This is a genomic window from Bradyrhizobium sp. USDA 3650 (assembly GCF_054057395.1).
Map to the genome: position 1 here is coordinate 3,121,263 of NZ_JBSRZG010000001.1, position 12,783 is coordinate 3,134,045.

Consider the following 12,783-nt stretch of genomic DNA (forward strand, 5'->3'; position numbering starts at 1 on the left):
CGTGATCGTCGGTAGCGGTGAAATGTCGGTCATGCCGAGAGACTCTCCAGTGCCGGCGTGCCGCCGAGGGATCGTGCGACCGTCAGGGCCGTGCCAGAGTCATTTTGGAGCGCGTGGCGACGGGTGCCTGATGCGGGACGTCGGCTCGATAATGGGCGCCGCGGTTTTCCTGTCGAAGCAGGGCGGCAGCCGCGATCATCAAGCCGACTGCTGCTGGATCCGAGGCCGCGTCTTCGCGCTCCGCCGGCGGCGATAAAGCCCGCGCGGCAGTCGCCAGGGTATCTTCATCGCGCACAACGCTAAACGCACGCGAAACAACCGCACGAACGGGGGCTGAATGGGCCGAAACGGCAAAGTGTGCCGGGAGGTGCCGGCTAGGACGCGCAGCGATACCCGCGAGATCCTCAGCGACCCAGCGCCAGCAATCGATGGCCTGTGTCAGGGAATTACTGGCGAGCCTGTTGGCACCATGCAGCCCGGTCGATGCGACCTCGCCGCATGCCCAGAGCCCGTCGATGGAGCTACGACCTGCTCTATCAACGGCGACACCGCCCATGTGGTAATGCTGGGCGGGGCGGATCGGATGAGGTCCCGCCCCGGGTCAAGGTCGATCTTTCCGCAAGCCGCCGCAATTGCGGGAAGTGCTGAGAAGGCTGGACCGAGCTTCTCGCGGGCATCGAGAAACACCATGGCCGCTTGCGAGCTGTTTCCAGACGGCACGAGCAGCGACGTCGCGCGGTGCGAGCTCCGAGCCATCGACACCTGCGAGAAAGCGCTGGCCGACTTCGTTGACGAGGATAGCTCCTTCGCCGCGAATCAACGCCATCGGACTTCCCGAGCCTTCGAGCGCTGTCGGATGAAACTGGACGAACTCCAGATCAGCTAGAAAGGCACCCGCGCGCGCAGCGAGCGCGAGACCCTGTCCTCAGTTGCCCAACGGATTGGTAGTTTCCAAAACAGGCCGCCGACCCCACCGCTGGCCAATACGACTTGCCGCGATGCAAAGAACGCCTTCCCTTCCTGGACAATTCGCCCAAACTCCATCAACCGTGTTGTCCACCATTCCGAGCCGACGCACATCCATGCCTTCGATGATCACGATCGAAGGCGTCGACCACACGGCCCCGATCAGCGCGCGCATGATTTCCCGTCCGCTGCCGTCACTCGGCATGAATGATGCGTCGCCGGATATGCGCGGCTTCCAGAGCCAGGCGCAGTCTCCCCTGTTCGGTGCGATCGAAGTGAACGCCGAATGCGGCCAGCGCCTCAATCGCGGCGGGTCCCGCATCGAGGATGCATTTGGCTAAATTCGGGTCGCAGAGGCCACCGCCGGCCGCGAGGGTGTCCGCCAGGTGCAAGGACGGATCGTCGTCATCGCCCATGGCGGCGGCGAGGCCACCTTGCGCCCAGACGCTGAACGCTTCGGTTCAGCGGAGCTTTCGACAGGAGGAGCGCCGGTTCTGGCGCGAGATGCACTGCGGTCAGCAATCCGGCAATGCCGCCGCCGATAATGACTGGACGACTAACATCCACACTCATACGGCAATCATCCGCTCGACGGCCAACTGCTCCTGCCCGGCGAATTCCGCGTCGACGGAGACAACATGGCGGTTTTGTTCGAGGGACTCACGGATATTGGCGAGCGTGATCCGCTTCATGTGCGGGCACAGATTGCAGGGGCGGATGAACTCGACGTCGGGATGCTGGAGCGCGACGTTGTCGCTCATCGAGCACTCGGTCATCAGCACCACGCAAGCCGCCTTGTGTCGTTCGACATAGGCGGGCACGCCAGCGGTCCAGCCGGCGAAAATGGCCTCGGCGACCACCTCGGATGGGTGTTCGGGATGGGCGAGCACCGTCACGCCGGGATGGTTCTATCGCAGTTCAAGGATAAGCTGGACAGACATTTTTTGGAAGCCAGCGAGCTGCACCCATGAGTCAATCGTGATCATCGTTCTTGCAGTTCTGCCGGACGACGCCGGCGTGCGGATCACTGCCGAGCCCCTCCTGAACCTGAAGATTGCGCCAGGCGAAAAGTACCTGGGCAAGAAAAGACGGTGGCACACGCTGGATGCCGATCCACCGTTACGATCGCGATCGTCCTGGAAATCGGGAAGTTCGTCCTAAATTCCATGGGCTTAGAATCAGATGATCCGACAAGATGGTCCATTTGCAGCAGTGGACTGCCCTTACTGGAACGGGAGCCCTGCCGTCGACAAGGCTCCCGACTGATCTTACGCAGGAAGAACGCCGTTCTTCTTAGCGGTCCAGGTGGCGATATAGTCCATTAGCCCCGGAGACAGGCAATCGTAGGGCTCGAGATCCAAGTCTTTCAGACGGGCGCGCACCTCGTCCATCTTCGTGAGATCGTAGCCACTCTCAACGATCGAGGAGAACGAACGCCGCAAATCCAGGCGGTGCTCAGCCGCTTTCCGTGAAACGCTCGGGATGAATGAAGGACAGCCCCTTGAACGGATGGTCGCGCTCGACCGGACCATGCATGTGCACGCCACACGCCTCGCAGGCATGACGCTGGATCAAAGCCGACGGGTCCACGATGGCAAGCTTGTCTGCATTTTCCGTAACCTCGATGCTCTCACTCGACGGCGACAACGGAGAAGACCGCGCCGGAAGGCTTCCAACACTTCGTGCAGCCGCACGTGTGATTATGCGCAATGTCGCTCTCGACCTTTACCTTCACAGGAGCAGTTACGCATTCACAGACGAGCGTGCCTCTGGAGAACGTCCTCCCCCTGTAGGTATTCAGCCTTGGTCGACCGACGGATGAATGACGATAGTTTCCATGATCCTTCTTCTCCCTGGTTCAGCCGGCGACCGCTTGGCCATGTTAAGTCCGGGTTACTTCTTCGGCTTCTCCGCGTGATCGTCTATCAAAGGAAAGATGAAGAAGTAAGAATGGCGATGGCCATCATGGATTTTAGTCTGAGTGGACCGTCATGGGCCGCATAAATCCGTTCGAGCTCATTCGGTCGCCGCCAATTTGATCGGCTCCGCACTTCGTCGTGTTGACGAGATGGGGAACGTTGCAGGTTCTCGGTTCGATGAATCACAGAACAAATCGCAGCTTAGGCGGCGGAACGACGAATCAAATGTCCTTGGCCAGGCGAAGCGCATCGTAGATCGCCGCGTGCGTGTTTCGGGCCGCTACGGCATCGCCGATGCGGAAAAGCTGGAACCTGCCCTCGGGATTGCGGATGACCGACTGCGGCACGCCGGCGATGAGCTGCTCGTGGGAGAGTTCGCCATGATTGCGCGAGGCCGGCTTCAACTCGAAATAGAGATCGTCGAGCGGGATTGTCCCATGATTGATCACCACCTGATCGACGAAGCGCTGCTTTGCGACACCGCCATAGTCGCTGCCGATATGCGCGATGAGCTGGTTGTCCTGCTTCTCCACCCCAGCGAGCCTGAAGGTCACGGTGAAGGTCACGTCGAGCTTCTGGAGTGAGCGCATATAGGGCACGAGGTTCATGGCCATCACCTCGGGCGCAAAGGAGCGATCGGGCGTCATGACCTCGACCTTGGCGCCCGCATTCGCCAGGAACTCGGCTGCCTGCAGGCCGGCATGATCGCCGGCATCGTCAAACAGCAGCACGTTGCCGCCCGGCTTCACGTCGCCTGAAATAATATCCCAGGCTGACACGACGAGTTCGTTTCCCTTCGACAACATTTCTGTATGCGGAAGGCCTCCTGTCGCAATGATCGCGACGTCGGGATTTTCGGCGAGGACGGTGTCTGCTTCCGCCCATGTGTTGAAATTGAATCGTACGCCGAGCTTCTCGCATTGCGCCATGCGCCAATCGATGATGCTAATCATTTCGCGGCGGCGGGGGCTCTGGGCAGTCAGGCGAATCTGTCCGCCGGGTTGGCCCGCCGCCTCGAACACGACGACGTCGTGGCCCCGCTCGCCAGCGACCCGGGCAGCTTCGAGTCCGGCCGGGCCAGCGCCGACGACCACGATCTTCTTGGGTTGATCGGTCTTGGCTATCTGGTGCGGCATGGTGAGCTCACGGCCCGTGGCCGCATTGTGAATGCAGTAGGCCGCGCCGCCCTGGTAAATGCGATCAAGACAGTAATTGGCTCCGACGCAGGGGCGGATGTCATCCTCGCGCTGCTCGATGATTTTTCGGACGATGTGCGGATCGGTCATGTGTGCGCGCGTCATGCCGATCATGTCAACCTTGCCAGAGACGATGGCGTGCCGGGCGGTGGCAACATCCGGGATTTTCGCGGCATGAAACGTCGGGAAGTCTGTCGCGGCACGGACCTCACCTGCAAAATCGAGATGCGGTGAATTTGCCATGCCTTGAATCGGGATGACGTCCGTCAGGCCGGCATCCGTATCGATATGGCCGCGGATCACATTCAAATAGTCGATGAGCCCGCTCTCTTTGAGACGCTTGGAGATTTCGATACCCTCGGCCTTTCCGTTGCCGCCGGGGAGACACTCGTCGGCCGTGTATCGCACGCCGAGGATGAAGTTCTCGCCGACGCGCGAACGGATAGCCTTCAGCACATCCATGCAAAAGCGTAGGCGGTTTTCGAGCGGACCGCCGTAGGGGCCGTCGAGCTCATTAGTAAGAGGAGAGGCGAACTGGTCGAGCAAGTGCCCGTAAGCTTCGAGTTCGACGCCGTCCATGCCGCCCGCCTTCATGCGCTCTGCGGCGTCGGCGAAGTCCTTGATGATGCGCTCGATGTCCCAGTCTTCGATTTTCTTGGGAAAGGCGCGATGTGAGGCTTCACGATGATGGGACGGAGCCACCACGGGAAACCAGTCGCCTTTATCCCAGCGCGTACGCCGGCCGAGATGGGTCAATTGGATCATGATGGCCGAACCGTTTTCATGCACGGCATCCGTCATCTGCCTGATCCACGGCACGATTTCATCTTTGTAGGCAAGCAGGTTGTTGAAGACCGGAGGGCTGTCTTTGGAGACCGCCGCGGAGCCGGCCGTCATCGTCAGGGCGACGCCGCCCTTCGCCCGTTCCACCGTATAGGCCCGATAGCGCTCCTTCGGCATACCGTCCTCCGGATAGGCCGGCTCGTGAGAGGTCACGATGATGCGATTGCGCATGGTGAGGTGTTTCAGGCGATAGGGCTGAAGGAGGGGGTCGTTGGACATGCGCGGGGCTCCGGCTTAGTCAATTATCGGTGACGCTAACGGAGAATGGACACCTGTGTCAATCTGTGTGACTCTTATGTCCTCTTCATGAACATTGATGTACATTTCCAAGCGTCGCGGTCTACGAACCTTTATGGGGACGGTGATGGATCAAACAGTAAGTGACGGCGGCTCGCGCGGATCAGAGGAACTCTGGGTTGAAGCGGCGTACGATTCCTTGCTGGATTCCGGCATAGACGCGGTCAAAATCCTGCCGCTTGCCAAGAAACTCCACCTATCGCGGACGAGCTTCTATTGGTTCTTCAAGGATCGCGAGGAACTTCTCGCAGCCCTGGTCTCGCGCTGGCGCGACAAGAACACAGGAAATCTGGTCAAGCAGTCGGAGGCCTATGCGGAGACGATCGCCGAGGCAATGCTGAACGTCTTCGACTGCTGGCTGGACCAGAAGTTATTCGACTCGCAGTTTGAGAACGCGGTCCGAGGTTGGGCACTGCAGTCGCCCGACATACTCGCGGAAGTCCAAAAGGCTGACGTGCTTCGCCTTGACGCCCTAAAGCGGATGCTCCTACGTTTCGGCCACGATGAGATGCTGGCGGAAGTCCACTCCCGTACGGTTTATCTTGTCCAGATCGGATATATTTCTATGCAGACGCGCGAGGATATTACCGTTCGCATGAAGCGAATTCCCGAATATGTGAAGACCTTCACCGGCCAGGCACCGGAGCAAAAGGAGCTCGATCGCTTCTTTGCCCGGCATGGCTATGCCGGTTGAGTGGGGCGAGCGTAAATGGCGGGAACTTGCGGATTGACGACTGGCATGGCGGAGCCATCGCTGAGCCGATCCTAGCCGCAGGCTCGATCTCAGGCCATTCCTCCGGAGGTGCATCTCCGCCAAAGAACGTTCCATCAGTGCTTTCCCGATCGAGACGATCTGGACGACAGCGGAATGTATTCGACCCATGTCCTGCTCGATCGCGCGGATTAGCGTCGGAATAAATCGCCGACGAAGCGCTGCTTCGCGCTTTCAAAAGCCGAGCTCGCGGCCAACTGCGTACGGACTTTCAACTTGCCGCTGTCGCCGGTGATGTTCGCGGCCTGCTTCACCGCCTCGAGTTGCGAAGGCGCCTGCATAGCGTCGAAAATGCGAGTCTCCTCCGGTGACCTAGTGCTCGACCAGCTTTTATTCGACCCCATCACAGGAAAGCAGGCGCGCTTTTTCAGCGGGCAGACGATTCGGAGATCGTGGTCAAGCGCCTCCATTGCCACGACTCCGCCATTCCTCAACCGCCTAAATGAACTTGGCTCGGCTGAAGGAGGGCGAATCCCGCCGCCAGGCGGCCCCTGGCCGATAACCATACGCGAGATTGTGGACGGTCGTCGCACCGGTCATGGAGACGATATTCTCCGAGGCGATCAGCTCGATCTGCTTCTGCTGGCGGCCAAGCTCGCGGCCGATGGCGGCTGCACGGCCTGGTCGGAGAGGTATCGAGCATGGCGATTCCTCCAATTTTCAAAGGCCGACGGCCAGTTCGCGGGCGGCAATGTCGAGAAGGGTACGAAGATGGGGCCCGAAAGAGCGCCAGACCGTCAGGTGGAAGCGGTCCTCGGCCTCGCGGGTCAGCACCACCTGAACGGTGTCGAAAATCGTGCGGCAGCCGGAGCCGACCGCGAGCTTCGCGATCTCGCGCGGGCAGCCGGTGTTGAGCAGGTCGCGGACGGTAGGGCCGGCGAGCGCGACGGTGATCTCGCGGTCGGAAACTTCGACGGCGCTGAGCGGCAACCGCGCCGCTAGCTCGGCGAGGGGCTTGGCGAGCGCGGCGGCCTCTGCCTCGGGCGCCTCGAGGAGCCACTCGTCGGGACCGAGGCACAGGGCGGTGCGGGCGCCGGCAACTGCGCGGGTGCCGACACTCGCCGAGAGCTCGAGGCCGAGGCAGGCGCCGGTGGCGGCCGGGTCGGCGGTGCGTAGCGAGATCCGGGTGGTCGGCGGCAGCACGGTGATCGTCACTGGGACAAACGAGGCGGTCATGACGTTCATGGCGTTTCCTCTCGGGCGCTGAGGCGTGTGCCTTCGGGATCGTAGAAGACCGTGCTCTTGACCACGCGGGCCGTCAGCGTCCGGTCCGGCATCGGGATGTGCAGCGTCTGCCCGTCGCGGGCGCGGCCGTCCGCGATGACCGCCATGGCGATCGACCGGCCGAGCGCCTCGCTCCAGTAGGAGGACGTCACATGGCCGAGCATGGTCATCGGCTTCGGCTGGTTCGGGTCGGCGACGATCTGGGCACCCTCCTGCAGCACGATATTAGGGTCGTCGGTCAGCAAGCCCACGAGCTGCTTGCGGCCCGTCGCCACCATGTCGGGGCGCACGAGCGAGCGCTTGCCAACGAAGTCGGGCTTGGCCTTGCCGATCGCCCAGGTGAGGCCGGCATCGTCCGGGGTCAGCGTGCCGTCGGTGTCCCGGCCGATGATGATGTAGCCTTTTTCAGCCCGCAGCACGTGCATGGTCTCGGTGCCATAGGGCGTGATGCCGTAGGACTGGCCGGCCTGCCATAGCTTCTCCCAGAGGACTCGGCCGTGGCGGGCGGGAACGTTGACCTCGAAGCCGAGCTCGCCGGTGAAGGAGACGCGGAACAGCCGGGCCGGGAAGCCGGCGACGGTGCAGGTCGCGACCGACATGTGCGGGAAAGCGGCTTCGGAGATGTCGAGGTCCTCGACGAAGGGCTGGAGCAGCTTGCGCGCGTTTGGGCCCTGCAGCGCGATGACGGCCCATTGTTCGGTGGTGGAGGTGAGCCAGACCTTGAGGTCTGGCCATTCAGTCTGGAGGTAGTCCTCCATCGTGTTGAGGACGCGGGGGGCGCCGCCGGTGGTCGTGGTGACGTGGAAGCGGTCCTGCGCCAGCCGGCCGATGACGCCGTCGTCGCGGATGAAGCCGTCCTCCCCGAGCAGCAGGCCGTAGCGGCAGCGCCCGACTCCGAGCTTCGCCCAGGGGTTGGTATACATCCGCTCCATCAAGGTGATGGCGTCCGGCCCGACGACCTCGATCTTGCCGAGCGTCGAGGCGTCGAAGATGCCGATGGAGGCGCGCACCGCGCGGCACTCGCGGGCGACGGCGGCGTGCATGTCTTCGCCCGCCTTGGGAAAGTACCAGGCGCGGCGCCAGAGGGCGACGGGCTCGAAGGCAGCGCCCTGCGCCTCGGCCCATGGGTCGATCGGCGTCTTGCGCGTGACCTCGAAGGTGGCGTCCTGGTGGTAGCCGGCGAAGATGCCGAAGGTGGTCGGCGTGTAAGGTGGGCGGAAGGTTGTGAGGCCGACCTGCGGCGGCTCCTTGCCCAGCGCATCGGCGGCGATCATCAGGCCGTTGATGTTCGACATCTTGCCTTGATCCGTTGCCATGCCGTTGGTGGTGTAGCGCTTGACGTGCTCGATCGAACGCATGCCCTCGCGGACCGCGAGGCGGATATCCTTGGCGGTGACGTCGTTCTGGAAATCGATGAACGCCTTGGCGCTTCCCGGGTCGCGGTCAGTCGCCAGCTCCGTGAGCGTGACGCCCGAGCCGGTGCGGTCGGTGTTTACGGTGTAGCTCTGTGCCGCCGCGTCCCGGCCGGCGGCGCGGGCGGCCTCGGCTCCCGCAGCGGCGCCGTCGTCGAGGACGGCGGCGATGCCCCAAAGGCCTCGGCAGGCGCCGGCCATGTGGACGGCCTCGGTCTTCTCGCCCGGCAGGAAGGCTTGAAGCCCGCCGTCCCAGGTCAGGCTGCCCTTGGTGTGGCTGAAGAGATGCAGGCTGGGGGTCCAGCCGCCGCACATTAGGACCGCGTCGCAGGCGACCGTGCGCGCGGCGCCGACCTCGCCGTTCTCGATCCGGTTGACGCGCAGCGACTTCACTCGCAGGCGTCCCGAGGTTCCGGTAACAGTATGGCCGAGCAGGGTCTCGATGCCGAGGGCGCGAGCACGAGCCGCAAGGGACGGGTCGACACTCGCACGGATATCGGCGATCGCGGTGGGCTTCGCGCCGGCCTCCGCGAGGTCGAAGGCCGCGAACCAGGCCGAGTCATGAGTGGTGATGATGGCCGGGCGGTCGCCGACCCTGACGCCGTAGCGATGAAGATAAGTCTGCGCGGCGCCGGCCAGCATCACGCCGGGGCGATCATTGCCGTCGAAGACGAGGGGTTTCTCCAGCGCTCCTTGCGCGAGGACCACTTCGCGCGCCCGAACACGCCAGAGGCGTTCGCGAGGTGCGCCTTCGGGCGGGGTGGCGAGATGGTCGGTCAGGCGCTGCGCGAGGCCAATGAAGTTCTGGTGGTAGTAACCGATCGCCGTCGTCCTCGGCATGATGGTGACATTCGGGAGCGCAGCCAGCTCGGCGAGGACCGCGGCGAGCCAATCCCAAGCAGGTTTGCCGTCGATCGTCACCGATGGCTCGGAGAGAAGACTGCCTCCGGGCTCGGCGGTCTCGTCGACGAGGATGACGGAGGCGCCGGACTGGCCGGCGGCGAGCGCCGCGGCAAGGCCGGCAGTGCCTGCGCCGATCACGAGCACGTCGGTGTGGGCGAAGCGGCTGGCATAGCGATCGGCGTCGGGCTCGGTGGGAGAGACTCCAAGGCCCGCGGCGTTGCGGATGATGGGCTCGTAGACGCGATCCCAGAAGGCGCGGGGCCACATGAAGGTCTTGTAGTAGAAGCCGGCGGAGAAGAGCGAGCCCAGGCGGTCGTTGACCGCTCCGAGGTCGAAGGCGAGGCTCGGCCAGCGGTTCTGGCTGGTCACCTCGAGACCATCGCGGAGCTCCTGGATCGTCGCGCGGGTGTTCGGCTCGAAGCGGCCGCGGCCGCGGCTTGTGCCCATGAGCGCGTTCGGCTCGTCGGAGCCGGCAGACACCACGCCGCGGGGGCGGTGGTACTTGAAGGACCGGCCCATCAGGTGGACGCCGTTGGCGAGCAGCGCCGAAGCGAGGGTATCGCCGGCTAGCCCCTGATAGCTCCTGCCGTCGAAGGTGAAGCGGACGGGCTTGCGGTGATCGACGCGGCCGCGGCCGGGGAGGCGGTGGCTGGTCATTCGGTGCCTCCCGTCAGGCCGGAGATGTCGGGGCGGGCCTCACCCGCCTTGTAAGTGTGAAGGAAGCGGTCAGAGACGGTCTCTCGCGCCGCGTTGAAGAAGCGGGCGCAGCCGTTGACGTGGCGCCAGCGCTCGAAATGGACACCGCGCGGGTTCGAGCGGATGAAGAGGAAGTCGCGCCATTCCTCGTCGCTGAGCTTCGACGGGTCCTGCGGTCGGGCGATATGGGCCTCGCCGGCATAGGCGAACTCAAGCTCGGGCAGGTCCTGCTCGCAATAGGGGCAACGGATCAGCAGCATGGCGGGTCCTCAGAGCATCGGACCGGAAAGTGGAATCCACTTTTCGGAAGAATCCGATGGAAAATCAAAAATCTAGTGCGCGACGGCGGCAGCGGCCGCCTCGTCGATCAGCCGGCCGGTAGTGAAACGCTCGAGCGTGAACGGGGCATTGATCGGGTGCGGCTGATCGCGGGCGATGGTATGGGCGAAGACATGCGCCGAGCCCGGCGTCGCCTTAAAGCCGCCGGTGCCCCAGCCGCAGTTGACGTAGAGGCCCGGGACCGGCGTCAATCCGATAATCGGCGAGCGGTCGGGCGTCACGTCGACGATGCCGCCCCACTTCCGCAGCATCCGCATGCGCCGGAAGATCGGGAAGATCTCGCAGATCGCCGCCAGCGTGTGCTCGATCAGAGGCAGGCCGCCGCGCTGGGAGTAGCTCACATACTGGTCGGTGCCGGAGCCGATGACGAGCTCACCCTTGTCGGACTGGCTGATATAGGCATGCACCGAGTTCGACATGACGACGCAGGGAAAGATCGGCTTGATCGGCTCGGAGACGAGCGCCTGCAGCGGATAGGATTCGAGCGGCAGGCGCACGCCGGCGGTCTCCATCACGACCGAGGTGTGGCCGGCGGCGGAGACCGCGACCTTCTTTGCGCCGATGAAGCCCTTCGGCGTCTCGACGCCGATCACCCGCCCGTCCGGGCCGCGGCGGATCGCCGTGACCGGGCAGTTCTGGATGATGTCGACGCCGCGCGCGGCTGCGCCGCGGGCATAGCCCCAGGCGACGGCGTCGTGCCGGGCGGTGCCGGCTCGGCGCTGCAAGGCCGCGCCGACGACCGGATAGCGTGCCGAGGGCGAGATATCGAGCGGCGGGCAGAAGAGCTTCGCCTCCTTCGCCGTCAGCCATTGATTGTCCACGCCGTTCAGGCGGTTGGAGTGGATATGGCGCTGGAAGGATTGAACGTCATGGACATGGTGCGCCAGCATCATCACGCCACGCTTGGAATACATGACGTTGTAGTTCAGGTCCTGGGAGAGCGTCTCCCAGAGATCGAGCGCGTGATCATAGAGCCGCGCGCTCTCGTCGTAGAGATAGTTCGAGCGGATGATCGTGGTGTTGCGGCCGGTATTGCCGCCGCCAAGCCAGCCCTTGTCGATCACCGCGACATTGATGATCCCGTGCTCCTTCGCCAGGTAATAGGCCGCGCCGAGGCCGTGCCCGCCGGCGCCGACGATGATCACGTCATAGGCGGCTTTCGGCTGAGCGTCCGGCCACTGGGGCGTCCAGTTCTTCTGGCCGCCCAGCGCGCCCTTGATGACCTGAGCAAAAGAGAAGTGTGTCATGCCGACCTTCCGAATTCTCCCTGAACTACATGCCGGAATGGCGCGAGTTCGGGCTGTATAAACCCGTCAGATGTGTTGGATGCTGGCGGCATGGAGGGCGAATGGCCGCATTGACGGTCGGTTCATCCTAGCTTGCCGGTTCACGCTCTGAGCCTTTGCGAACTTCCTTACAAGGGCGACCGGTTACCGGCTCATTCCCTGCGCCTGGCGCATCTTGTCGCCGACGATGCAGGCCATTGCCTCGAGCTGCGGCATCGTCCTCCAGCCGGAGGAACCCCTGGGCGACCGGGCGCGATCCGACCATCTCGTGGTCGCTGGCGGCATGGTTGGTGAGATCGAGAATCTGCATCCCGACACGGTGAGCTTCCTGAGGCGTGCGGCGGCGGTCGGGGTCTGGATCGGTACCATCACCCTGTACCGGGCTGGATTGATGCAGGGCTATCGCGCCTGCGGGAGCTGGTTCGACCATGTCGCTCGATGAGAGCGAGGCAATGAAGTGCGCCTGGAGCTGGGGGTCGGCTGTGCCGCGCGCGATTGTGCTCTGTAGGGATCGCACGACCGCCGGCGCACCGGCGGTGCAGAGGACGGCCCCATCGGCAGCGCGAGTTCCTGGCCCTGCCAGCTCATACAGAAATCCGATTCGTAGCATCGATCGTGCATCACTCCTTCCAGCGGTCGGCATTAGCCACTAGGCTGCATATACGCCGGTTGTTGCTCGACACATCTGCGTAGCGCCCTTTGCGATTGACAAAATGACGTAGATTGACAAAATGTCAACCCTCGCCGCCAAGCTATGATGAGCGACGATCAATTTGGCGCAGAGGGGCGCGCAATGGAGAATTTATGCAAACGCTTCTATTGGCAGGAATGGCTCTGGCGGCCGGAGCTAGTACGCTCAGCGTTTGACTTGGCTGTTCCTGACTGCAGACTTCGTCGAGGGACAGCTCTCGTGACGCAGAAATGCGACTA

The 12,783-nt window shown here is 63.4% G+C and carries 12 protein-coding genes and 3 pseudogenes; 3 read left to right on the top strand and 12 right to left on the bottom strand.

All coding sequences use genetic code 11. The annotated features are described in order from the left end of the window. Positions 1-82: 82 nt before the first annotated feature. From ACVIN2_RS14490 to nadA, 5 genes and pseudogenes are all read right to left on the bottom strand, one after another. Positions 83-199, bottom strand: a complete 117-nt coding sequence (locus ACVIN2_RS14490) for a hypothetical protein (RefSeq protein ID WP_456769721.1) — start codon at positions 197-199, stop codon at positions 83-85. A gap of 300 nt (positions 200-499) precedes the next feature. Further along, positions 500-877: pseudogene (locus tag ACVIN2_RS14495) on the bottom strand (FAD-binding protein); the annotation flags it as partial. A gap of 48 nt (positions 878-925) precedes the next feature. After that, positions 926-1,141, bottom strand: a complete 216-nt coding sequence (locus ACVIN2_RS14500) for a hypothetical protein (RefSeq protein WP_456766091.1) — start codon at positions 1,139-1,141, stop codon at positions 926-928. A gap of 19 nt (positions 1,142-1,160) precedes the next feature. Beyond that, the gene (locus ACVIN2_RS14505; protein ID WP_456766092.1) at positions 1,161-1,382 is read right to left on the bottom strand and encodes an FAD-binding protein; all 222 of its coding nucleotides are present in this window, start codon (positions 1,380-1,382) and stop codon (positions 1,161-1,163) included. A gap of 153 nt (positions 1,383-1,535) precedes the next feature. Continuing rightward, positions 1,536-1,874: pseudogene (nadA, locus tag ACVIN2_RS14510) on the bottom strand (quinolinate synthase NadA); the annotation flags it as partial. A gap of 70 nt (positions 1,875-1,944) precedes the next feature. Between nadA and ACVIN2_RS14515 the strand changes: the two are divergent. Continuing rightward, positions 1,945-2,127 carry a hypothetical protein gene (locus ACVIN2_RS14515; protein ID WP_456766093.1) on the top strand — a complete coding sequence of 61 codons (183 nt, stop codon included), beginning with the start codon at positions 1,945-1,947 and terminating at the stop codon, positions 2,125-2,127. Between the two features lie 107 nt (positions 2,128-2,234). On the opposite strand, the pseudogene gfa reads toward ACVIN2_RS14515, so the two are convergent. Together gfa and ACVIN2_RS14525 are read right to left on the bottom strand one after the other, a co-directional pair. Beyond that, positions 2,235-2,805 (bottom strand): annotated as a pseudogene (gfa, locus tag ACVIN2_RS14520) (S-(hydroxymethyl)glutathione synthase). A gap of 301 nt (positions 2,806-3,106) precedes the next feature. Continuing rightward, the gene (locus ACVIN2_RS14525; RefSeq protein WP_456766094.1) at positions 3,107-5,143 is read right to left on the bottom strand and encodes an oxidoreductase; all 2,037 of its coding nucleotides are present in this window, start codon (positions 5,141-5,143) and stop codon (positions 3,107-3,109) included. A 145-nt stretch (positions 5,144-5,288) separates the two neighbouring features. Between ACVIN2_RS14525 and ACVIN2_RS14530 the strand changes: the two genes are divergently transcribed. Beyond that, positions 5,289-5,915, top strand: coding sequence for a TetR/AcrR family transcriptional regulator (locus ACVIN2_RS14530; RefSeq protein WP_456769722.1), 627 nt, complete (start codon positions 5,289-5,291; stop codon positions 5,913-5,915). A 209-nt stretch (positions 5,916-6,124) separates the two neighbouring features. Here the strand turns inward: ACVIN2_RS14530 and ACVIN2_RS14535 are convergent, their stop codons facing one another. The 5 genes from ACVIN2_RS14535 to ACVIN2_RS14555 form a co-directional block, all read right to left on the bottom strand. Next, positions 6,125-6,403, bottom strand: coding sequence for a hypothetical protein (locus ACVIN2_RS14535; protein ID WP_456766095.1), 279 nt, complete (start codon positions 6,401-6,403; stop codon positions 6,125-6,127). A gap of 250 nt (positions 6,404-6,653) precedes the next feature. Then, entirely contained in the window at positions 6,654-7,178 is a 525-nt protein-coding gene (locus ACVIN2_RS14540; protein ID WP_456766096.1) for a sarcosine oxidase subunit gamma, read from the bottom strand. Beyond that, entirely contained in the window at positions 7,175-10,189 is a 3,015-nt protein-coding gene (locus ACVIN2_RS14545) for a sarcosine oxidase subunit alpha (RefSeq protein WP_456766097.1), read from the bottom strand. Before ACVIN2_RS14545 ends, ACVIN2_RS14540 begins: the two co-directional genes overlap by 4 nt. After that, the gene (locus ACVIN2_RS14550; protein ID WP_456766098.1) at positions 10,186-10,488 is read right to left on the bottom strand and encodes a sarcosine oxidase subunit delta; all 303 of its coding nucleotides are present in this window, start codon (positions 10,486-10,488) and stop codon (positions 10,186-10,188) included. Before ACVIN2_RS14550 ends, ACVIN2_RS14545 begins: the two co-directional genes overlap by 4 nt. Before the next feature lie 72 nt (positions 10,489-10,560). Continuing rightward, positions 10,561-11,814 carry a sarcosine oxidase subunit beta family protein gene (locus ACVIN2_RS14555; protein WP_456766099.1) on the bottom strand — a complete coding sequence of 418 codons (1,254 nt, stop codon included), beginning with the start codon at positions 11,812-11,814 and terminating at the stop codon, positions 10,561-10,563. 226 nt (positions 11,815-12,040) lie between these two features. Here ACVIN2_RS14555 and ACVIN2_RS14560 point away from each other — a divergent pair, with 226 nt between their 5' ends. Then, positions 12,041-12,295: a hypothetical protein gene (locus ACVIN2_RS14560; protein WP_456766100.1), complete on the top strand. Its 255-nt coding sequence runs from the start codon at positions 12,041-12,043 to the stop codon at positions 12,293-12,295. Positions 12,296-12,783 lie beyond the last annotated feature (488 nt).

Excerpts from the sequence above, each read along its gene's own strand:
- ACVIN2_RS14490 (WP_456769721.1), bottom strand. The coding sequence starts at position 199 with ATGATCGCGGCTGCCGCCCTGCTTCGACAGGAAAACCGCGGCGCCCAT.
- ACVIN2_RS14500 (WP_456766091.1), bottom strand. The coding sequence starts at position 1,141 with ATGCGCGCGCTGATCGGGGCCGTGTGGTCGACGCCTTCGATCGTGATC.
- ACVIN2_RS14505 (WP_456766092.1), bottom strand. The coding sequence starts at position 1,382 with ATGGGCGATGACGACGATCCGTCCTTGCACCTGGCGGACACCCTCGCG.
- ACVIN2_RS14525 (WP_456766094.1), bottom strand. The coding sequence starts at position 5,143 with ATGTCCAACGACCCCCTCCTTCAGCCCTATCGCCTGAAACACCTCACC.
- ACVIN2_RS14530 (WP_456769722.1), top strand. The coding sequence starts at position 5,289 with ATGGATCAAACAGTAAGTGACGGCGGCTCGCGCGGATCAGAGGAACTC.
- ACVIN2_RS14535 (WP_456766095.1), bottom strand. The coding sequence starts at position 6,403 with ATGGAGGCGCTTGACCACGATCTCCGAATCGTCTGCCCGCTGAAAAAG.
- ACVIN2_RS14540 (WP_456766096.1), bottom strand. The coding sequence starts at position 7,178 with ATGAACGTCATGACCGCCTCGTTTGTCCCAGTGACGATCACCGTGCTG.
- ACVIN2_RS14545 (WP_456766097.1), bottom strand. The coding sequence starts at position 10,189 with ATGACCAGCCACCGCCTCCCCGGCCGCGGCCGCGTCGATCACCGCAAG.
- ACVIN2_RS14550 (WP_456766098.1), bottom strand. The coding sequence starts at position 10,488 with ATGCTGCTGATCCGTTGCCCCTATTGCGAGCAGGACCTGCCCGAGCTT.
- ACVIN2_RS14555 (WP_456766099.1), bottom strand. The coding sequence starts at position 11,814 with ATGACACACTTCTCTTTTGCTCAGGTCATCAAGGGCGCGCTGGGCGGC.
- ACVIN2_RS14560 (WP_456766100.1), top strand. The coding sequence starts at position 12,041 with ATGCAGGCCATTGCCTCGAGCTGCGGCATCGTCCTCCAGCCGGAGGAA.